Origin of the sequence: Microbacterium halotolerans, assembly GCF_003569805.1 — a bacterium.
In the GTDB taxonomy this organism is placed as follows: domain Bacteria; phylum Actinomycetota; class Actinomycetes; order Actinomycetales; family Microbacteriaceae; genus Microbacterium; species Microbacterium halotolerans.
Map to the genome: position 1 here is coordinate 338,141 of NZ_KZ984052.1, position 20,594 is coordinate 358,734.

Sequence of the window (20,594 nt, forward strand, 5' to 3'; positions counted from 1 at the left end):
CGGTGGTCAGCACCGACAGCGGCGTGACGACGGAGGACGGTCGGCCGAAGCGCGAACGCCGGATGAGCCTCGGCGGGCATCTCAAGGAGCTCCGTCGGCGACTGATGATCGCCGTCATCGCGCTGCTGGTCGGGATGATCGTGTCGTTCATCCTGACCGACTACGTCATCGAATTCCTGATCAGACCGATCGAGATCGTGCGCGACGAGCTCGGCGACGACTTCACCCGCCTGACGTACCAGGACATCACGGGCCCCTTCGACATGCGCCTGCGGATCTCCTTCTCGATCGGCATCGTGCTCTCGGCGCCGGTGTGGCTCTGGCAGATCTGGGCATTCATCATGCCGGGGCTGAAGATGCGCGAGATCTGGTACACGGTCGGCTTCATGGCTGCGGCGATCCCGCTGTTCTTCGGTGGGTGCGTCGTCGCCCTGATGCTGATGCCGAACATCATCCGGATCATGTCCGGATTCGTGCCGACGGAGGCTTTCGCGTCGCAGATCTACGAGGCGCGGCCCTATCTGGACTTCGTGCTCAAGCTGGTCGTGATCGTCGGAATCGCGTTCGTGCTGCCGGTGTTCCTCGTCGCACTGAACCTCGCCGGGGTGGTGCGGGGCAAGACGATCGTGCGCGGGTGGCGCATCGCGATCATCGTGTGCCTCGTCTTCGGCATGCTCGCCTCGCCCCCGGCCGACATGATCACGATGCTGATCCTCTCGGCGATCCTGTTCACGCTGTACATGGCCGCCGGCCTGGTGTCGCTGCTGTTCGACCGGCGCAAGCGCAAGAAGAATCCGGAGCTCTTCGTCGATTTCTGAGCGGGCGGCTGGCGCCGCTGGGCATAGGCTTGCCGGGATGAGTCATCCCCTTACCGCCGAGTTCGCGGGTGCGCAGCGATTCCGGCTCGATCCGTTCCAGACCGCGGCGTGCGAGGCGCTCGAAGACGGGCGCAGCGTGCTCGTGGCCGCACCGACGGGCGCGGGCAAGACGATCGTCGGTGAGTTCGCGGTGCACCTGGCCGCGGAGACGCCGGGCGAGAAGGCGTTCTACACCACGCCGATCAAGGCGCTGTCGAACCAGAAGTTCCGCGAGCTGCAGGAGCGGTACGGGGAGGATGAGGTGGGCCTCCTCACCGGAGACGTCAACATCAACGGCGGCGCGCGCATCGTGGTGATGACCACCGAGGTGCTGCGGAACATGATCTACGCGGGTTCGTCGGCGCTCGACGGCCTGCGCTACGTGGTGATGGACGAGGTGCACTACCTCGCCGACCGCTTCCGCGGCGCCGTGTGGGAAGAGGTCATCATCCACCTCCCGGAGAGCGTGCGCCTGGTGTCGCTGTCTGCCACCGTGTCGAATGCGGAGGAGTTCGGCGACTGGCTCGACACGGTGCGCGGCGACACGGAGGTCATCGTCTCCGAGACCCGACCGGTACCGCTGGAGCAGCATGTGCTGGTCAGGAACGAGCTGCTGCCGCTGTTCGACGAGCACTCGGCGGGAGACAGGGTGAACCGCGAGCTGCTCAGTCTGCGCAGTTCGGGCGGCGCCGCATACGACCGCACCTTCGACGGCCGACGTCGCGGCGGGCCGCGCGGCAGGCATCGGGGCGGACCGCGCGGCGGCGGCGGACAGGCGCGCCGGATGCCACGGATGGATCGGCCGCAGGTGGTCGACCTGCTCGATCGGGCGAATCTGCTGCCTGCGATCTTCTTCATCTTCAGCAGAGTCGGCTGCGATGCCGCCGTGCAGCAGGTCAGGCGCTCAGGGCTGCGGCTGACGACGAAGGACGAGCGGACCGAGATCCGGCGCGTCGCCAGAGAGCGCACGGCGGCGATCGCCGATGAGGATCTCGGTGTGCTCGAGGTCGACACCTGGATCGACAACCTCGAACGCGGCGTCGCCGCGCACCACGCCGGACTGCTCCCGGCCTTCAAAGAGGTCGTAGAGGAGCTGTTCCAGCGCAAGCTGGTGAAGGCCGTGTTCGCCACCGAGACTCTCGCGCTCGGCATCAACATGCCCGCGCGCTCCGTCGTGCTCGAGAAGCTCGAGAAGTTCAACGGCGAGAGCAGGGTTCCGATCACGCCGGGGGAGTACACGCAGCTCACCGGCCGCGCGGGGCGCCGCGGAATCGATGTCGAAGGGCACGCCGTGGTGCAGTGGGTCGACGCGCTCGACCCCGAATCGGTTGCGTCGCTCGCGTCGCGCCGCACCTATCCGCTGAATTCGTCGTTCCGGCCGACGTACAACATGGCTGTGAACCTGATCGACCAGTACGGTCGGCGGCGCGCCAGGCAGATCCTCGAGACCTCCTTCGCACAGTTCCAGGCCGATCGGTCCGTGGTGGGCCTGGCCCAACAGGTGCGCGACGCGGAGGAATCGCTGTCGGGCTACCAGGAGGCGATGACGTGCGACCACGGTGACTTCGTGGAGTTCGCCGGTATGCGTCGCGAACTCAAGGATCTCGAGAAGGCGCAGCGCCGCGACGCCTCCGCCTCCCGCGCGAAGCGCGATGAGCGGTCGGCGAAGATCCAGCAGCTGAAGCGCCGGATGTCGCGCCACGGCTGTCAGCGCTGCCCGGAGCGCGAGCAGCACGCGCGGTGGGGCGAGCGCTACTTCTCGCTCAAACGGAGCACCGACAAGCTGCGCCGCCAGATCGCCTCCCGCACCGGCACGGTGGCTCGGCGCTTCGATCGGATCATCGACGTGCTCACCGCGCTCGAGTACGTCGAGCACGCGGACGACGACGTGACGCTCACCGATGCGGGCCGCCGCATGAAGCGGATCTACGGCGACCGAGACCTGCTCGTCGCCGAGTCGCTGCGGGCGGGGTTCTGGCAGAGGCTGGACGCCGCATCGCTCGCGGCTCTCGCGTGCACCCTGGTGTACGAACCCCGTCGAGACGACGCCGGCGATGCGCCGCTTCCTCGCGGACCCTTCCGCGAAGCGCTCGGACGCACGGAGGAGCTGTGGGCTCGGATCGATGATCTCGAGCAGGAGCACCACCTGCCTGGCACCCAACCGCTGGCGACCGGGCTGAGCCTGGCGATGCACATGTGGGCGCGCGGCCAGCTGCTCGACCGCGTGCTCGGCGAGGCCGACATGGCCGCAGGCGACTTCGTCCGGTGGGCGAAGCAGACCATCGACCTGCTCGATCAGCTGGGGATCGCAGCCGACGGCGAGCTCGCTCGCACCGCCAGGCAGGCGATTGACGCCGTCAGGCGGGGCATCGTCGCCTATTCCGGCGTGTGAGCGGTGCACCACTTCCGCAGTCGATTCACCGATGAATGTAACTTTCCCGTTTCGGACGGGTCGAACGTGTCGGTCCGCGCAGTGAACGCGGGGTAGCGTGTGCACATTGCCCCGGAGGACGCCGACCGATCGGAGTTCGTGCGCGACGGGGCCCGTTCTCTCAGGAGGAGACAGCGTGACCAAAACGATGAAGCGTTCACTGCTCGGCGGCGTCGCGGCGGCGAGCGCCGCGATCCTTCTCGCGGGCTGCGGGGCGGCACCGGAGGAGACCGAAGAATCCGGTGAGGGGACGGCGAGCGACTTCCTGCCGTGCATCGTGTCCGACTTCGGCGGCTTCGAAGACAAGTCGTTCAACCAGCTCTCCAAAGAGGGGGTCGACATGGCGGCCGAGGAGCTGGGCGTGACTCCGATCGAAGTCGAGTCGAATGCCGCGACCGACTACGCCCCGAACCTCGAGAACCTCGTGGCGCAGGGATGCGACGTGATCGCCGCCGTGGGCTTCGCGCTTTCTGCGGCGACGGTCGAGGTGGCAGGCGCCAACCCCGATCTCGACTTCGTCCTGATCGACGACGCCGCGGACAACGACTTCGACGGCGAGAAGGACGCGGAGGCGATCAAGCCGCTGCTGTATGACACGGCGCAGGCGGCGTTCCTGGCCGGATACCTCGCTGCGGGGTACTCGGAGGTGGACAAGGTCGGCACCTTCGGCGGCGAGGAGTTCCCGACCGTCACGATCTTCATGGACGGCTTCAAGCAGGGCGTCGACTACTACAACGAGGAGAAGGACGCTGACGTCGAGGTGATCGGCTGGGACGGCGAGACCGGCTCGTTCACGGGCGGCTTCGATGCGAACCCCGCGGCGAAGACCGTCGCGCAGAACATCATCGACCAGGGCGTCGATGTGCTGCTGCCGGTGGGCGGCCCGATCTACCAGTCGGCACTGCAGGCGATCAAGGAATCGGGCGACGACATCGCGCTGATCGGCACGGATTCCGACCTGTTCGAGAAGGACCCTGACACGCAGGACTACGTGCTCACGTCCATCCTGAAGGCTATGGACCTGTCCACGTACCAGGCGGTCATGGCGAGCGCCGACGGGGAGTTCGACACCGAGGCCTACGTCGGCACGCTCGAGAACGAGGGCGTGGGCCTTGCCGACCTGCACAGCTTCGAGGACGAGGTCGACGCGGAACTGGTGGCAGAGGTGGATGAACTCGAGCAGCGCATCATCTCCGGCGACCTGACCGTGGAGTCGTACCTGGACTGAGCGATCCCAGCGCGAGGGGAGGCCGCATCGGCCTCCCCTCGCGCTGTGCGATCCGGCAGGAATAGGATCAACATTCATGAAGCTTGAGCTGCGCGGTATCACGAAGCGATTCGGAGCGCTGACCGCCAACGACGCCATCGATCTCACCGTCGAACCCGGTGAGATCCACTCCTTGCTCGGCGAGAACGGCGCGGGCAAATCCACGCTGATGAACGTGCTCTACGGCCTCTACCAGGCCGACGAGGGCGACATCCTGATCGACGACGCCGAACAGCATTTCGCCGGCCCCGGCGACGCCATGGCTGCAGGCATCGGCATGGTGCATCAGCACTTCATGCTGATCCCGGTGTTCACGGTTGCGGAGAACGTGATGCTCGGTCATGAGGAGACCGGGTTCGGCGGCAGGCTCGACCTTCAGGCCGCTAGGGCGAAGGTCCGGGAGATATCGGATCGCTTCGGCTTCGACGTCGATCCCGATGCGCTCGTCGAGAATCTGCCCGTCGGCGTGCAGCAGCGCGTCGAGATCATCAAGGCTCTGTCTCGAGACGCCCATGTGCTCGTCTTCGATGAGCCCACGGCCGTGCTCACGCCGCAGGAGACCGACGAGCTGATGGCGACGATGCGTCAGCTGCGCGACGGCGGAACGTCGATCGTGTTCATCACGCACAAGCTGCGCGAGGTTCGTGAGGTCGCCGACCGGATCACCGTCATCCGGTTAGGGAAGGTCGTCGGTGAGGCCGAGCCGACGGCATCGGACGCCGAGCTCGCCTCGCTCATGGTCGGGCGCGCCGTCTCGCTCACGGTGCGCAAGGAGGCCCCCACGCTCGGCGACGAGGAGGTCGTCGTCTCGGGGCTCACGGTCACCGATCCGGCAGGCACCGTCGTCGTCGACGACGTGTCGTTCTCCGTGCGCGGCGGTGAGGTGCTGGCGATCGTCGGCGTGCAGGGCAACGGGCAGACCGAGCTCACCGAGGCGATCATCGGGCTGCAGGAACGGGCGAACGGCAGCATCCGGCTGGGCGGATCGGAGCTGGTCGGCCTCTCCGTGCGCGAAGCGCTCGACCACGGCATCGGCTTCGTCCCGGAGGATCGCAGCGTCGACGGCCTGGTGAAGGAGTTCTCCATCGCCGAGAACCTGATGCTCGATCGCAGCCATGGCGCGCCGTTCGTGCGGCGCGGCACCGTGCGCCGAGACGCGCTCGACACGTTCGCCAGGGAGAAGATCGATGAGTTCGACATCCGAACGCAGGGCCCGACGCAGCCGGCGGGGCGCCTGTCGGGCGGGAACCAGCAGAAGGTGGTGCTGGCCAGGGAGCTCAGCCGCGACCTCTCGCTCTTCGTCGCCTCTCAGCCGACGCGAGGCGTCGACGTGGGCTCGATCGAGTTCATCCACACTCGTATCGTGGCCGCACGCGATGCGGGCATCCCCGTCATCGTCGTGTCGACGGAACTCGACGAGGCGGCGGCGCTCGCGGACCGCATCATGGTGATGTACCGAGGAAGGGTGGTCGGCATCGTGCCGGGTGACACACCGCGTGAGCAGCTGGGCCTGATGATGGCCGGCACACCTGCGGACGAGGCGATGGAGGGCGACGCATGAGTTCCGATGACCGCGCCGTCGAGGCGCCGTCTCGCTGGCACGAGGCGCTTCGGCGCATCACCACGGGCAACGGCGTCATCGCCGTGCTCGCCGTAGTGCTCTCGCTCGTGGCGGGGTCCGTTCTCATCGCCATCACGGACCAGGGCGTGCAGGCGGCGGCCAGCTACTTCTTCGCCCGTCCGATCGACACATTCGTCGCGCTGTGGGAAGCCGTGTCCGGCGCGTACGTCGCGCTGTTCAACGGTGCCATCTACAACCTCAACGCCGACGGCTTCACCCAGGGCATCCGACCCGTCACCGAGACGTTGAAGTTCGCCACGCCGCTGATCGCCGCGGGGCTCGGCGTCGGTCTCGCCTTCCGCGCCGGCCTGTTCAACATCGGCGGGCAGGGGCAGATGCTGATGGCCGCCGCCGCCGCGGGCTATGTCGGCGCCTACATGCAGCTGCCCGTCGTGGTGCATCTGCTCTTCGCGCTCATCGCGGGCGTCGTCGCAGGTGCTGTCTGGGCCGGGATCGCCGGTGTGCTGAAGGCGCGAACAGGAGCGCACGAGGTGATTCTCACGATCATGCTGAACCACATCGCGTTCTACCTGCTCGCATGGATGCTCGCTACACAAGGCGTGCTGCAGGCGCCCGGTTCGAACAACCCCAAGACCGCTCCCATGCAGGAGACGGCCGTTCTGCCCGATCTGTTCGGTGTGCGGTTCAACCTGCACGCCGGCCTCCTGCTCGCGCTGGTCGCCGTGGCGGTGAGCTGGTGGCTGCTGGAGCGATCGGCGCTCGGGTTCCGCTTCCGCGCGGTCGGCGAGAACCCGCACGCCGCACGCGTGGCGGGCATCAGCGTCGGCCGCACCTACGTGTATGTGATGCTCATCGCCGGCGCGCTGGTCGGCCTCGCCGGCGTCAGTCAGGTGCTCGGGACGGTGCCGTCGGGCTTCGGCGGCGATATCGACGCAGGCATGGGCTTCGACGCCATCACCGTGGCACTGCTCGGTCGCTCCATGCCGCTGGGCATCCTCGCGGCAGGCATCCTGTTCGGCGCCTTCAAGGCAGGCGGGTTCTCGATGCAGGCGGCCGAGGGCATCCCGAACGAAGTCGTGCTGGTCGTGCAGTCGCTGATCGTGCTGTTCATCGCCGCGCCGCCGCTGGTGCGGGCGATCTTCCGGTTGCCGCAGCCTGGCCGCCGCAGGACGCGAAAGCAGAAGAAGGCGAAGAAGGAGGTGACGGCATGACCGCCGCAACCGTTGCGCTCGTCGACGACCAGCAGCGTCGCGTCGCCGTCACCTCGTGGAAGGCGCCCGTGATCTTCGCGGTGTTCACCGTGCTGCTGGCGCTGCTGCCGCTGCTCGGCCCGCGGGACGGTGCGAGCACGTTCCGCCTGGTGCCAGGTGCAGACGCAGCGATCCCGGTGCCCGACATCGTGCTGCCGGCGAATGCGACCGCGTGGGTGTGCGTTGCGCTGATGGCCGCGCTGACTGTCGTCGCGATGGTGCGCGTGCGCGCCCGCCTCTCCCAGCCGCTGTGGCTGATCGCCGCCTATGTCGCTCTGCTGCTGATCGGCTTCCTGGCGTGGGCGGCGGCGGGCGGCACCGTGCCGATGATCGGTCTGCTCGCCGGGTCGCTCGCGCTGGCGACGCCCCTCGTCTTCGGTGCGCTCGGCGGTGTGATCGGTGAGCGCGTCGGCGTGGTGAACATCGCCATCGAGGCGCAGCTGCTCGCAGGAGCATTCAGCGCGGCCCTCGTCGGGTCGCTGACGGGGACGCCGTGGCTCGGCCTCGTCGCGGCGATGGCTTCGGGCCTGCTCGTCAGCCTCGTGCTCGCGGTGTTCGCCATCACGTACTTCGTCAACCAGATCATCGTCGGCGTGGTGCTGAACGTGCTCGTGGTCGGGCTGACCACGTTCTTCTACGGCACACTGCTGAATCCGAACGCCGAGACGCTCAACTCGCCCGAGCTGTTTCCGCGCATCGCGATCCCCGTGCTCAGCGAGATCCCGGTCCTCGGCCCCGTGCTGTTCCGGCAGACCGTGATCGTGTACCTGATGTACGTGGTCGTGATCGTGGTGTGGTACGGCCTGTATCGCACCAGGTGGGGGCTGCGGCTGCGCGCGGTGGGGGAGCATCCGCAGGCGGCCGACACCGTCGGCATCAACGTGATCGCCACGCGGTACGCCAACATGATGCTGGCCGGTGCCATCGCCGGCATGGGCGGCGCGTTCTACACACTGGTGTCGAACCCGCAGTTCGGTCGGGAGATGACGGCGGGGGCCGGCTTCATCGCGCTGGCGGCGCTGATCTTCGGAAAGTGGGATCCGATCAGGGCGACGCTCGCCGCGCTGCTGTTCGGCTTCGCGACGAACCTGCAGGGCGTGCTGTCGGTGATCGGGTCGCCCGTGCCGAGCCAGTTCATGCTGATGCTGCCCTACGTCGTGACCCTGTTCGCCGTCGCGGGGCTGGTGGGACGATCCCGCCCGCCCGCTGCATCCGGACGGCCGTACATCAAGAGCTGAACGGTATCGGGTCCGACCGAGGAGAAGAGACAAAGCTTCGGGCAGTCTCGCTGGGAATGTGCAGGGCTTCGAACAGAAGTTTGGTTTTTCCGCGTGGCTTCCAGCCTCGGTGTCGGAGGCCGCTACTAGTGTGGAAGCGTGCCGATTCAGCCTGTAGTCAACGCCGGGAAGATCAGTGTGCGCGGTGCCCGCGTGCACAACCTGAAGAACGTCGACCTCGAGATCCCGCGCGACGCGATGATCGTCTTCACCGGGCTTTCGGGCTCCGGCAAGTCGAGCCTGGCGTTCGACACGATCTTCGCGGAGGGGCAGCGCCGCTACGTCGAGTCACTCAGTGCCTATGCGCGTCAGTTCCTCGGCCAGGTCGACCGACCGGACGTCGACGTCATCGAAGGGCTCAGTCCCGCCGTGTCGATCGACCAGAAGTCGACGAATCGCAACCCGCGCTCCACCGTCGGCACGATCACCGAGATCTACGACTACATGCGCCTGCTGTGGGCGAGGATCGGCGTGCCGCACTGCCCCGTGTGTGACGCGAAGATCCAGCGCCAGACGGTGCAGCAGATCGCCGACCAGCTGATGGAGCTGTCGGAGGGCACCCGCTATCAGATCGTGGCTCCGGTCGTCACCCAGAAGAAGGGAGAGTTCGTCGATCTGTTCGGCGAACTGTCGGCGAAGGGCTACGCCCGCGCGGTGGTCGATGGTGAACTGGTGCAGCTCAGCGATCCGCCGAAGCTCAAGAAGAGCTACAAGCACGACATCGCCGTGGTCGTCGATCGCCTCGTCGCACGCGACGACATTCTGCAGCGCGTCACGGATTCGGTCGAGACAGCGATCGGGCTCGCCGGCGGCGTGCTGCAGGTGAACTTCGTCGACTCGGAAGGCGACGAGGCATGGCAGTCGTTCTCCGAGAAGCTCTCGTGCCCGAACGGGCACGCGCTCCAGCTCACGGAGATCGAGCCCCGCACCTTCTCTTTCAACGCGCCGTTCGGCGCCTGCCCATCCTGTTCCGGCCTCGGCACCCGGATGTCGGTCGACGTCGAGCTGATGCTCGGCGACGAGGAGCTGTCGATCCGTGAAGGCGTGATCGTGCCGTGGACGACGCAGGGCAAGGGTCTGTTCCAGTACTACGAGCGACTCCTCGAGGGTCTCTCCCAAGATCTCAGCTTCTCGCTCGACACCCCGTGGAACGCCCTTCCTGAGGTGGTCCGCGAGGCCGTGCTGCGCGGCCAGGACTACAAGGTCAACGTCCGGTTCAAGAACCGTTGGGGCCGCGAGGTGCGCTACGCCAGCGGCTTCGAGGGCGTGGTGCCGTACATCGAGCGCCAGTATGCGCAGGCCGAGAGCGACACTCAGCGGGCGAGGTGGAGCCAGTACCTGCGCGAGGTGCCGTGCTCCGTATGCGACGGCGCCAGGCTCAAGCCGGAGGTGCTCGCTGTCAAGGTCGATGGACGTTCGATCGCCGAGACGGCCGATCTCAGCCTCGAGGACGCCCTCGACGTGGTCAATCGCATCAAGCTCACGGATCGTGAGGCGATGATCGCCGCGCAGGTGCTCAGGGAGATCCGCGTGCGCCTCGACTTCCTGCTCCGCGTCGGGCTCAACTACCTGACCATGAGCCGATCGGCGGGCTCGCTCTCGGGAGGCGAGGCGCAGCGGATCCGGCTGGCGACGCAGATCGGCACCGGTCTGACGGGTGTGCTGTACGTGCTGGACGAGCCGTCGATCGGCCTGCACCAGCGCGACAACCGTCGACTCATCGAGACGCTCGAGACGCTGCGGGACCTCGGCAACACCCTGGTGGTCGTCGAGCATGACGAGGAGACGATCGACTCCGCCGACTGGATCGTCGACATCGGTCCGCGCGCCGGTGAGGGCGGGGGAGAGGTGATCCACTCGGGCTCCGTGGCGGAGCTGGCGGACGAACCGCGCTCCATCACCGCCGACTACCTCACCGGCAGGCGGGCGATCGCCACGCCGAAGAAGCGCCGCAAGATCGACAGGAAGCGCATGCTCCAGATCGTGGGAGCCCGCGCGAACAACCTCAGGAACGTCAGTGCGGACATCCCGCTCGGCGTTCTGACGGCGATCACGGGAGTCAGCGGCTCGGGTAAGTCGACGCTCATCAACGACATCCTCTACAAGGTGCTCGCCTCTCGTCTCAACGGCGCACGCACCGTGGCAGGGCACCACACCAGAGTCACGGGGCTGGAGCACCTCGACAAGGTCGTGCATGTCGATCAGGCACCGATCGGCCGCACACCGCGGTCGAATCCGGCAACCTACACCGGGGTGTTCGACAAGATCAGGAACCTGTTCTCCGAGACTCCCGAGGCGAAGGTGCGCGGTTATCAGGCAGGCCGGTTCAGCTTCAACGTCAAGGGCGGGCGCTGCGAGGCGTGCTCGGGCGACGGCACGCTCAAGATCGAGATGAACTTCCTGCCCGACGTCTATGTCGACTGCGAGACCTGTCACGGCAAGCGCTACAACCGCGACACCCTGCAGGTGCACTACAAGGGCAAGAACATCGCCGAGGTGCTCGAGATGCCGATCTCCGAGGCCGCGGAGTTCTTCGAGCCGATCACCTCGATCCACCGCTACATGAGGACCCTCGTCGATGTAGGGCTCGGCTACGTGCGCCTCGGTCAGGCAGCGACGACCCTCTCGGGCGGCGAAGCGCAGCGTGTGAAGCTCGCGACGGAGCTGCAGAAGCGTTCCAACGGGCGCAGCATCTATGTGCTCGATGAGCCGACGACGGGGCTGCACTTCGAAGACGTGCGCAAGCTGCTCGAGGTGCTGGGCGGTCTCGTAGAGAAGGGCAACTCCGTCGTGGTCATCGAGCACAACCTCGATGTCATCAAGTCGGCCGATTGGATCGTCGATCTCGGACCGGAGGGCGGTTCCGGCGGTGGCACGATCGTCGCCACCGGCACTCCGGAGCAGGTCGCGAAGGTCGACGGCAGCCATACGGGTCTGTTCCTGCGGGAGACCCTGGGCCTGGCGCAGCGACCGGGCGCCGCAGAGAAGAAGGCAGGCACGAGGAAGGCCGCATGAGCCCGACCGATCCGCGCACCTACAAGCCGAGACCGGGGGAGATCCCCACTCAGCCGGGGGTGTACCGGTTCCGAGACGGTGAAGGGCGCGTGCTGTACGTGGGCAAGGCGAAGAACCTGCGTCAGCGCCTGTCCAACTACTTCGCCCCGTTGCACACCCTGCACGAGCGCACCAGGCGCATGGTCACCACGGCCACGAACGTCGAATGGACGGTCGTGCCGACCGATGTCGACTCGCTGCAGCTCGAATACCAGTGGATCAAGGAGTTCGATCCGCCGTTCAACGTGCGCTACAAGGACGACAAATCCTACCCGTTCATGGCCATCACCCTCGCCGATGAGGCGCCGCGGGTGATGGTCACGCGGAACGGGAAGATCCGGGGTGCGAAGTACTTCGGGCCGTACCCGAAGGTGTGGGCGGTGCGCGACACCATCGACCTGATGATCAAGGTGTTCCCGATCCGCACCTGCAGCGACTCATCGTACGCACGCGCGATGCGCACCGGGCGGCCGTGCTTCCCCGGTCAGATCGGAAAGTGCGGCGGCCCGTGCTCGCACCGAGTCACGATCGAAGAGCACAGAGCCGTGGTCGACGACTTCATCGCGTTCATGCAGGGCGGCGACGAGAGGTTCACCGTCGAGCTCACCAGACGCATGCGCGGCGCAGCCGAGGCGCTGGACTACGAGGCCGCTGCCGGGTATCGCGACAAGCTCGAGTCCCTCGACGCCGTGCTGAGTAAGAGCGCCCTCGTGCTTCCGGAGAAGGCCGACGCCGATCTGTTCGGCATCGCGGAGGACGAACTGCAGGCGGCGGTGCACCAGTTCGTGATCCGCGGCGGCCGCGTGCGCGGCGTGCACTCGACCACGATCGACAAGGAGCTCGACATCGCGGGAGGAGAGCTGGTCGAGCGGATCGTGCAGCGCACCTACGGCGACGCGGAGGGGTCGGATGTGCCGCGGCGGGTCATCGTGCCGAGCCTCCCGGATGACGCGGAGGAGCTTGCCGAGTGGCTCGCCGAACGCGCGGGCAGGCGCGTCGAATTGTCGGTGGCGCAGCGCGGCCAGCGTGCGGAGCTGATGCGCACCGCCACGCTCAATGCGCAGCAGGCGCTGCTGCGCCACAAGACGCGACGGGGCAGCGACTACGCGACCCGCACCCAGGCGCTGGCCGACCTGCAGGATGCGCTCGGCCTCGATGAAGCGCCGCTGCGCATCGAGTGCTACGACATCTCCCACCTGCAGGGCACCAACGTCGTCGGTTCCATGGTGGTGTTCGAAGACGGCATTCCGCGCAAGGATCAGTACCGCTCGTTCTCGATCGCCGAGACGACGGACGACACCGACTCCATCCATCAGGTGCTGACCCGTCGGCTTGCGCGACTCGATGAACCGGATGATCCGGTGCCTGACCCCGCGGAAGACGGCGTGGTCGAAGCCGAGCCGCCGAGAAGGAAGCGGTTCTCGTACCCGCCGCAGCTGCTGATCGTCGACGGCGGCCAGCCGCAGGTCGCCGCCGCCGCACGCGCACTGCGGGAATCGGGCAGGCAGGGCATCGCGCTGTGCGGCATCGCGAAGCGGCTCGAGGAGATCTGGCTCCCCGGTGACGACTTCCCCGTGATCCTGCCCCGCACCTCTGAGGCGCTCTACCTCGTGCAGCGGCTCAGAGACGAAGCGCACCGGTTCGCGATCACGCATCAGCGCAAGCGGCGCAAGCGCGACATCCGCACCACTCTCTCGGAGGTACCTGGTCTCGGCGAAGCGCGCATCAAGGCGCTGCTCGGCCGCTTCGGCTCCGTGAAGGCTCTGCGCGCGGCGAGCACGGAGGAGATCCAGCAGCTTCCAGGGATCGGCCCAGGGCTCGCCGAGACGATCGAACGACGGCTGCGCGAACCTTGATGCGGCACCGCTGCCCGTGTGCGGGCTGTCACATCGAGTGACGGTGTCGATAGGCTGGCATGGTGAGTGAACGCAGAGTCCCGAACGAGGTTCTGATCGTCACCGGCATGTCCGGTGCCGGCCGCTCGACAGTGGCGAACGCGCTGGAGGACCTCGACTGGTATGTGGTCGATAATCTGCCGCCGCAGATGCTCGGCACTCTGCTCGATCTCACCGGCCGGCTCGGACAGCAGCTGCCCCACGTCGCGGCGGTCGTCGATGTGCGAGGTCGCAACCTCTTCGGCGATCTGCCGGAGCGCATGGCCGAGCTGCGGGCGCGCAGCCGTCTTCGGGTGGTGTTCCTCGATGCATCGGACGATGCGCTGGTTCGACGGTTCGAGCAGGTTCGCCGTCCGCACCCGCTCCAGGGCGACGGCACGATCCTCGACGGGATCGCCCGAGAGCGTGAGATCGTGGCGCCCATCAGAGAGAACGCCGACGTCATCATCGACACGACGCAGACGAACGTGCACCAGCTGGCCACGCGCGTCGACGATCTGTTCGCCGAAGAGGGGGCAGCCCGTCATACGGTCACGCTGATGAGCTTCGGATACAAGTACGGGCTGCCCACAGACGTCGACCTCGTCGCCGACATGCGCTTCCTGCCCAACCCGTTCTGGGAGGAATCGCTGCGCCACCTGTCGGGGGAGGACGAACCGGTGCGGGAGTTCGTGTTGGCGCAGGAGGGCGCCGAGGAGTTCCTTGACGCATACTCGGCCACGCTGCGCGCTGTGATCGCCGGCTACGAGCGCGAGAACAAGCGACACTCGACGGTGGGTGTCGGCTGCACGGGGGGACGGCACCGATCGGTGGCTATGGTGCGCGAACTCGCGACGCGGCTGGCGGCGGTTCAGGGGCTCTCGGTGAAGGTGCAGCACCGCGATATCGGCCGCGACTGAGTCGCAGCGCGGAACGCGAAGGACGGCAGAATGCTGGCCAACGGCGGCGCTCGCGAGTACTCTCCGTACCAGACGAAAGCGCGATCTCGCCGGGAGTCGTCCAGTGTCGGAACCGGTAAGGTGGATCACTGCCATTCGGCCGCGACGCCGAGGCGATGTGATTGCGCGGGCCGCGCACGCGTCCCGACGGGTCGCGCTATCGGCTTGCGGGTCACGAACGTGGGCGGCATGTGCCGCAACGATCGATGAGTGAGGGAGTTCCGTGACATTGACCGCCGACGTGAAGGCTGAGCTGATATCCATCCGCGATCCGCGCCCGTCAGTACGGGTATCGGAGACGACGGCCGTGCTCAGGTTTGCCGGTGGGTTGCACTCGATTGCGGGGCGCGTCGCCGTAGAGGCCGAGCTCGATTCGCCGTTCCTCGCGAAGCGCACCGCTCGCGACATCGCCGAGATCTACGGCGTGCGGCCCGAGATCGCCCGGCTGCAGGGCAGCGGTGACGGTGAACGGTTCGCCGTGCGCGTGATCGACGGCGGTGAGACGCTGGCGAGGCAGACCGGTCTGCTCGATGCGCGCCGTCGGCCGGTGCGCGGGCTGCCGAACAAGCTCACCACGGGCAACCGACACGACCTCGCTGCGATCTGGCGCGGGGCGTTCCTCGCCGCAGGGAATCTGTCGGAGCCGGGCCGTTCCGCCTCCCTCGAGGTGGGCTGCCCGTCGGGTGAGGCGGCGATGGCACTCGTCGGCGCCGCCGGCCGTCTGGACATCTCGGCCAAGGCCCGTGAGGTGCGCGGCGTTCCGCGCGTCGTCGTGCGGGAGCCCGAGTCGATCAAGGGCATGCTCGTCGCCATGGGCGCAGTCGACACCGCCGCGGAGTGGGATCAGCTCCGTCAGCGCCGCGAGGTGCGCGCCGGTGTGAACCGCCTCGTCAACTTCGACGACGCCAACCTGCGCCGTTCCGCGCAGGCGGCCGTTGCGGCCTGCGCCCGCGTCGAGCGCGCGCTCGAGATCCTCGGTGATGAGGTTCCCGATCACCTCCGTCAGGCAGGCGACCTGCGACTGGGCCATCGCGATGCGAGCCTCGACGAGCTCGGTCAGCACGCGGACCCGCCGCTGACGAAGGATGCGGTCGCCGGGCGGATCAGGCGTCTGCTCGCCATGGCGGACAAAAGGGCGGAGCAGAAGGGGCTTCCCGGTACGGAGTCCGCCGTCGAGGCGGCGGAAGCCGCCGAGGAGGCCAGGAGCACCGTCTGAGCCGTCGTCCTCGGACATCTGGGCGCGCTGATCCGGTGCCCACCGCCGCTTCCGCTCATTAGGATGGGAGTGACGGCTTCGCTTGCGCATCACTGCGGAGCGGAGGACTTCGGATGCGCCTCCCGGGCGCGGATGGGAAGAGATCGAACGATGGCTACTTACACGCTCCCAGAGCTTCCTTACGACTACGCGGCGCTCGAGCCGCACATCAGCGCGCAGATCATGCAGCTGCACCACGACAAGCACCACGCGACCTACGTCGCCGGCGCGAACACCGCGCTGGAGCAGCTCGCCGAGGCGCGCGAGACCGGCAGCTTCGGCACGATCAACAAGCTCGAGAAGGATCTCGCGTTCCACCTCGGCGGTCACACCAACCACTCGATCTTCTGGACGAACCTGTCGCCGGAAGGGCACGAACGCCCCGAAGGAGAGATGGCGGCGGCAGTCGATGAGTACTTCGGCTCGTTCGAAGGCTTCCAGGGCCAGTTCGGGGCGGCAGCTCTCGGCATCCAGGGCTCCGGCTGGGCCGGCCTGTTCTGGGACTCGATCGGTCAGCGCCTGATCATTCAGCAGTTCTTCGACCAGCAGTCGCAGTTCGCGGCCGGCACCGTGCCGATCCTGCTGCTCGACATGTGGGAGCACGCGTTCTACCTCGACTACCAGAACGTCAAGGGCGACTACGTCAAGGCGTTCTGGAACATCGTTAACTGGGAGAACGTCAAGCAGCGCTTCGACACCGCGCGCGAGAAGACTCAGGGCCTCCTGGTAGCCTCCTGAGTACGGGGGTGGCCCTTCCGGGTGCGTGCCGGAGGGCCACCACATCTCCCGACCCGATAGGCGCCGCGGGCGCACAACACACATTCACAGGAGACATACGTGTCCGTAAGGATCGGAATCAACGGCTTCGGCCGCATCGGCCGCAACTACCTGCGCGCGGCCTTCGCTCAGGGGAGCGACATCGAAATCGTTGCGGTGAACGACCTCACCGACAACAAGACCCTCGCTCACCTTCTGAAGTACGACTCGATCCTCGGTCGTCTCGACCGTGAGGTCACGTTCGACGACGAGTCGATCACCATCGGCGATCAGAAGATCAAGGTCCTGGCGGAGCGCGACCCGGCTGCACTGCCGTGGGGCGAGCTGGGCGTCGACATCGTGATCGAGTCGACCGGTCGCTTCACGAACGCCGAGGACGCGCGCAAGCACATCGCGGGCGGCGCGAAGAAGGTCCTCATCTCGGCTCCGGCCAAGGGCGAGGACGCCACGTTCGTCATGGGCGTCAACGACCAGGACTACGACCCGGCGAATCACCACATCATCTCGAACGCGTCGTGCACGACGAACTGCCTCGCCCCGCTGGCGAAGGTGTTCAACGAGGCGTTCGGCATCAAGCGCGGTCTGATGACCACGGTTCACGCCTACACGGCCGACCAGAACCTGCAGGACGGTCCGCACAGCGATCTCCGTCGCGCCCGTGGCGCTGCGCAGAGCATCATCCCGACCTCGACCGGTGCGGCGAAGGCCATCGGCCTGGTCATGCCCGAGCTGAAGGGCAAGCTCGACGGATTCGCGCTGCGCGTGCCTGTCCCGACCGGCTCGATCACCGATCTGACCGTCGAGGCCGACCGCGAGGTCACAGTCGACGAGGTCAAGGCCGCCTACAAGGCAGCGGCGGAGGGTCCGCTCAAGGGCATCCTCAAGTACACGGAGGACGAGATCGTCTCGGCCGACATCGTGCACGACCCGCACTCGTCGATCTTCGACTCCGGTCTGGTCCGCGTGCTCGGTTCGCAGGTCAAGCTCTCCAGCTGGTACGACAACGAGTGGGGCTACTCCAACCGCCTCGTCGACCTCACCACCCTGGTGGGCAAGCAGCTCTGACGAGCTCTTCTCTGAGCCCGCTGGGGCACGCACAACGCGTGCCCCAGCGGGCTCAGCACTGCGCTGGGCGTGGACACGCATCTCGCTGCGTTCGGCTCGTCGCCGTGCAGAACAGGCGATCGAGTGAAGCGAAAGGGCGTCTGCGAACTCCCCGTTGGCGATTGAGCGTCGTAGGTGCGAAGCGCTGAGCACGCCTTTGTCGCCGCCCTTGCGATCTGCACACCCACGCTCATACTCGTGCGCGACGTCCAGTCGGGATATGCCTCCGCCGCACGGTAGACTCGAAGACGATGTCACTTCGCACACTCGAATCCCTCGGTTCCCTCGCCGGCAAGCGTGTCATCGTCCGCTGCGACCTCAACGTCCCGCTCAAGGACGCGCAGATCACGGATGACGGGCGCGTGCGCGCGTCCGTGCCCACGCTGAAGGCTCTCATCGACGCCGACGCCCGCGTCATCGTCTGCTCCCATCTGGGCCGCCCGAAAGGCGAGCCCGACCCGCAGTTCAGCCTCGCGCCGGTCGCCGAGCGACTCGGCGAGCTGCTCGGAAGCGACGTGGCCTTCGCCGCAGACACCGTCGGCTCCGCGGCTCGCAGCGCGGTCGACGCGCTTGGCGACGGCGACGTGGTGGTGCTCGAGAACCTGCGCTTCAACCAGGGCGAGACGTCGAAGGACGACGCGGAGCGCGGCGAGTTCGCGCAGCAGCTGGCGGCTCTCGCCGATGCGGTCGTCTCCGACGGCTTCGGCGCCGTGCACCGCCGTCACGCATCGACGGTCGAGATCGAGCAGCTGCTCCCGAGCGCGGCCGGTCTGCTGATCGAGACGGAGCTGGAGGTCCTTGACCGCCTCACAGAGAGCCCCGAGCGTCCGTACTCCGTCGTGCTCGGAGGTTCGAAGGTCTCCGACAAGCTCGGCGTCATCGACCACCTGCTCCCGCGCGTCGATCGGCTTCTCATCGGCGGCGGCATGCTGTTCACCTTCCTCGCGGCGCAGGGCCACAAGATCGGTTCGTCGCTGCTCGAAGAGGACCAGATCCCGACGGTGAAGCGCTACCTCGCAGAGGCGAGCGAACGCGGCGTCGAGATCGTGCTGCCGACCGACGTAGTCGTCGCCAGCAGGTTCGGCGCCGACGCGGAGCACGAGGTCGCCTCGATCGACGCGATCGAAGCCACGCCGTTCGGCGCATCCGGTCTCGGTCTGGACATCGGCCCGGCCTCCGCCTCAGCATTCGCCGATGCGGTTCGCGCGTCGAAGACCGTGTTCTGGAACGGACCTATGGGCGTATTCGAGTTGGAGCCGTTCGCCGCCGGAACGCAGGCGGTCGCGCAGGCGCTCACCGAGATCGACGGGCTCGGCGTCGTCGGAGGGGGCGACTCGGCTGCTGCCGTGCGCCAGCTCGGCTTCGCCGACGACCAGTTCGGTCACATTTCCACAGGCGGCGGAGCCAGCCTGGAATTTCTCGAGGGCAAGAAACTGCCCGGTCTGGAGGCACTCGGATGGGCATGACGCGCACCCCGCTGATCGCGGGCAACTGGAAGATGAATCTCGACCACCTGCAGACGGTGGCGCTGATTCAGAAGCTGCACTGGGCGCTGAAGGACGCCAAGCACGAGTTCGACACCGTCGACGTCGCCGTGTTCCCGCCGTTCACCGACCTGCGCAGCGCGCAGACGCTGATCGATGCCGACAAGATCCCGTTCGCGCTCGGCGCGCAGGATGTGTCGACGCACGACTCCGGCGCATACACGGGCGAGATCTCGGGCGAGTTCCTGGCCAAGCTCGACGTGCAGCAGGTCATCATCGGCCACTCGGAGCGCCGCGAGTACCACGCGGAGGGCGACGACGTCGTGCAGGCGAAGGTCCAGGCCGCGCTGAAGCACGGCCTCGTGCCGGTGATCTGCGTCGGTGAGACGCAGGAGGAGCTCGACGAGCACGGCGCCAGCGCCGTCCCCGTCGCGCAGCTGCGCAAGGCGCTCGAAGGTGTGAAGCCCGGTGCGGACATCGTCGTGGCCTACGAGCCGGTGTGGGCGATCGGCACCGGTCAGGTGGCGACACCGGAGCAGGCCCAGGAGGTCTGCCAGAAGCTGCGCGAGGTCGTCAGCGAGACGCTCGGCGCCGAGGCAGCGGCAGCCACCCGCATTCTCTACGGCGGGTCCGTCAAAGCCGCGAACATCGCAAGCTTCATGCGCGAACCGGATGTCGACGGCGCGCTCGTCGGTGGTGCGAGCCTGAAGGTCGACGAGTTCGCATCGATCGTCCGCTTCCGCAAGCACGTCGGAGTGTAAGGTAGGTTCTCGTGGCGATCATCGAATTCATCCTGCAGGTGCTGCTGGGTCTGACCAGCCTCATCCTGACATTCTTCATCCTGCTCCACCGCGGCCGAGGCGGCGGACTGTCCGACATGTTCGGCGGCGGGATGTCGCAGACGGTCGGATCATCCGGTGTTGCGGAGCGCAACCTCAACGTGATCACGATCCTCGTGGCTCTGGTCTGGTTCCTGTCGATCGTGGGGCTCGGGCTGATCACCAAGTTCCAGGTCATCTGATGGCCTCCGGCGGCAGTGCGATCCGCGGCACCCGCGTCGGCTCAGGACCGATGGGGGAGCAGGACCACGGTCACCAGAGCCGGCGCCGTGCCGTCTCGTACTGGGACGCCGAGGGAAACGAGGCGGTCCGTTACTTTGCAGCTGATGTGCCCGATGAGGACCTGCCCGAGCTCATCGACCACCCCAAATCGGGGCTCCCCGCCGGACGCGACAAGCAGAACCCTCCGGCATCCGGATCGAACCAGCCGTTCAAGACGCACCTGGCATACGTGAAGGAGCGCCGTACGGAGGACGAGGCGGAAGAACTCCTCGACGAGGCGCTCCAAAAGCTGCGCGACCGCCGCGGCCAACCCTGACCACGCCCCGAAGATCCGCCCTGCGCACACTCTGCCCGGGGCGATT

At 67.1% G+C, this 20,594-nt stretch carries 16 protein-coding genes; all 16 read left to right on the plus strand.

From position 1 onward, the window contains the following. Positions 1–2 precede the first annotated feature (2 nt). Positions 3–818 (plus strand): twin-arginine translocase subunit TatC, encoded by an 816-nt coding sequence (gene tatC / locus DZG09_RS10845; RefSeq protein WP_338039995.1) that lies wholly within the window; start codon positions 3–5, stop codon positions 816–818. Positions 819–855: 37 nt separating this feature from the next. Further along, a complete protein-coding gene (locus DZG09_RS10850) occupies positions 856–3,249 on the plus strand; it encodes a DEAD/DEAH box helicase (protein ID WP_119697742.1) in 2,394 nt (797 codons plus the stop codon). 187 nt (positions 3,250–3,436) lie between these two features. Then, positions 3,437–4,516 (plus strand): BMP family lipoprotein, encoded by a 1,080-nt coding sequence (locus tag DZG09_RS10855; RefSeq protein ID WP_119697743.1) that lies wholly within the window; start codon positions 3,437–3,439, stop codon positions 4,514–4,516. A 76-nt stretch (positions 4,517–4,592) separates the two neighbouring features. Further along, positions 4,593–6,116, plus strand: coding sequence for an ABC transporter ATP-binding protein (locus DZG09_RS10860; RefSeq protein ID WP_119697744.1), 1,524 nt, complete (start codon positions 4,593–4,595; stop codon positions 6,114–6,116). Then, on the plus strand, positions 6,113–7,348 hold the full coding sequence (locus DZG09_RS10865) for an ABC transporter permease (protein WP_119697745.1): 1,236 nt from the start codon (positions 6,113–6,115) through the stop codon (positions 7,346–7,348). The genes DZG09_RS10860 and DZG09_RS10865 overlap by 4 nt, the downstream gene beginning before the upstream one ends. Then, complete coding sequence (locus DZG09_RS10870) at positions 7,345–8,625, plus strand: ABC transporter permease (RefSeq protein WP_119697746.1); 1,281 nt, start codon at positions 7,345–7,347, stop codon at positions 8,623–8,625. Before DZG09_RS10865 ends, DZG09_RS10870 begins: the two co-directional genes overlap by 4 nt. A gap of 138 nt (positions 8,626–8,763) precedes the next feature. Next, positions 8,764–11,679 (plus strand): excinuclease ABC subunit UvrA, encoded by a 2,916-nt coding sequence (uvrA, locus tag DZG09_RS10875; RefSeq protein WP_119697747.1) that lies wholly within the window; start codon positions 8,764–8,766, stop codon positions 11,677–11,679. Next, positions 11,676–13,574, plus strand: a complete 1,899-nt coding sequence (gene uvrC, locus DZG09_RS10880; protein WP_119697748.1) for an excinuclease ABC subunit UvrC — start codon at positions 11,676–11,678, stop codon at positions 13,572–13,574. The genes uvrA and uvrC overlap by 4 nt, the downstream gene beginning before the upstream one ends. 59 nt (positions 13,575–13,633) lie before the next feature. Next, the gene (gene rapZ / locus DZG09_RS10885) at positions 13,634–14,512 is read left to right on the plus strand and encodes an RNase adapter RapZ (RefSeq protein WP_119697749.1); all 879 of its coding nucleotides are present in this window, start codon (positions 13,634–13,636) and stop codon (positions 14,510–14,512) included. A 262-nt stretch (positions 14,513–14,774) separates the two neighbouring features. Then, positions 14,775–15,767, plus strand: a complete 993-nt coding sequence (gene whiA, locus DZG09_RS10890; protein ID WP_119697750.1) for a DNA-binding protein WhiA — start codon at positions 14,775–14,777, stop codon at positions 15,765–15,767. 150 nt (positions 15,768–15,917) lie between these two features. Next, positions 15,918–16,544 (plus strand): superoxide dismutase, encoded by a 627-nt coding sequence (locus DZG09_RS10895; protein WP_119697751.1) that lies wholly within the window; start codon positions 15,918–15,920, stop codon positions 16,542–16,544. 99 nt (positions 16,545–16,643) lie between these two features. After that, on the plus strand, positions 16,644–17,648 hold the full coding sequence (gene gap / locus DZG09_RS10900) for a type I glyceraldehyde-3-phosphate dehydrogenase (RefSeq protein WP_119697752.1): 1,005 nt from the start codon (positions 16,644–16,646) through the stop codon (positions 17,646–17,648). 290 nt (positions 17,649–17,938) lie between these two features. Further along, on the plus strand, positions 17,939–19,153 hold the full coding sequence (locus tag DZG09_RS10905; RefSeq protein ID WP_119697753.1) for a phosphoglycerate kinase: 1,215 nt from the start codon (positions 17,939–17,941) through the stop codon (positions 19,151–19,153). Further along, entirely contained in the window at positions 19,144–19,932 is a 789-nt protein-coding gene (gene tpiA / locus DZG09_RS10910; protein WP_119697754.1) for a triose-phosphate isomerase, read from the plus strand. Before DZG09_RS10905 ends, tpiA begins: the two co-directional genes overlap by 10 nt. An 11-nt stretch (positions 19,933–19,943) precedes the next feature. Next, on the plus strand, positions 19,944–20,192 hold the full coding sequence (secG, locus tag DZG09_RS10915) for a preprotein translocase subunit SecG (protein WP_087055301.1): 249 nt from the start codon (positions 19,944–19,946) through the stop codon (positions 20,190–20,192). Next, positions 20,192–20,548: an RNA polymerase-binding protein RbpA gene (locus DZG09_RS10920; protein WP_119697755.1), complete on the plus strand. Its 357-nt coding sequence runs from the start codon at positions 20,192–20,194 to the stop codon at positions 20,546–20,548. Before secG ends, DZG09_RS10920 begins: the two co-directional genes overlap by 1 nt. Positions 20,549–20,594: the final 46 nt, after the last annotated feature.

What these genes read in the sequence shown, in the direction of transcription:
- DZG09_RS10895 (WP_119697751.1), top strand. Translation starts at nt 15,918, where the DNA reads ATGGCTACTTACACGCTCCCAGAGCTTCCTTACGACTACGCGGCGCTC.
- DZG09_RS10850 (WP_119697742.1), top strand. Translation starts at nt 856, where the DNA reads ATGAGTCATCCCCTTACCGCCGAGTTCGCGGGTGCGCAGCGATTCCGG.
- tpiA (WP_119697754.1), top strand. Translation starts at nt 19,144, where the DNA reads ATGGGCATGACGCGCACCCCGCTGATCGCGGGCAACTGGAAGATGAAT.
- DZG09_RS10920 (WP_119697755.1), top strand. Translation starts at nt 20,192, where the DNA reads ATGGCCTCCGGCGGCAGTGCGATCCGCGGCACCCGCGTCGGCTCAGGA.
- DZG09_RS10905 (WP_119697753.1), top strand. Translation starts at nt 17,939, where the DNA reads ATGTCACTTCGCACACTCGAATCCCTCGGTTCCCTCGCCGGCAAGCGT.
- DZG09_RS10855 (WP_119697743.1), top strand. Translation starts at nt 3,437, where the DNA reads ATGAAGCGTTCACTGCTCGGCGGCGTCGCGGCGGCGAGCGCCGCGATC.
- DZG09_RS10860 (WP_119697744.1), top strand. Translation starts at nt 4,593, where the DNA reads ATGAAGCTTGAGCTGCGCGGTATCACGAAGCGATTCGGAGCGCTGACC.
- DZG09_RS10870 (WP_119697746.1), top strand. Translation starts at nt 7,345, where the DNA reads ATGACCGCCGCAACCGTTGCGCTCGTCGACGACCAGCAGCGTCGCGTC.
- rapZ (WP_119697749.1), top strand. Translation starts at nt 13,634, where the DNA reads ATGGTGAGTGAACGCAGAGTCCCGAACGAGGTTCTGATCGTCACCGGC.
- uvrC (WP_119697748.1), top strand. Translation starts at nt 11,676, where the DNA reads ATGAGCCCGACCGATCCGCGCACCTACAAGCCGAGACCGGGGGAGATC.
- DZG09_RS10865 (WP_119697745.1), top strand. Translation starts at nt 6,113, where the DNA reads ATGAGTTCCGATGACCGCGCCGTCGAGGCGCCGTCTCGCTGGCACGAG.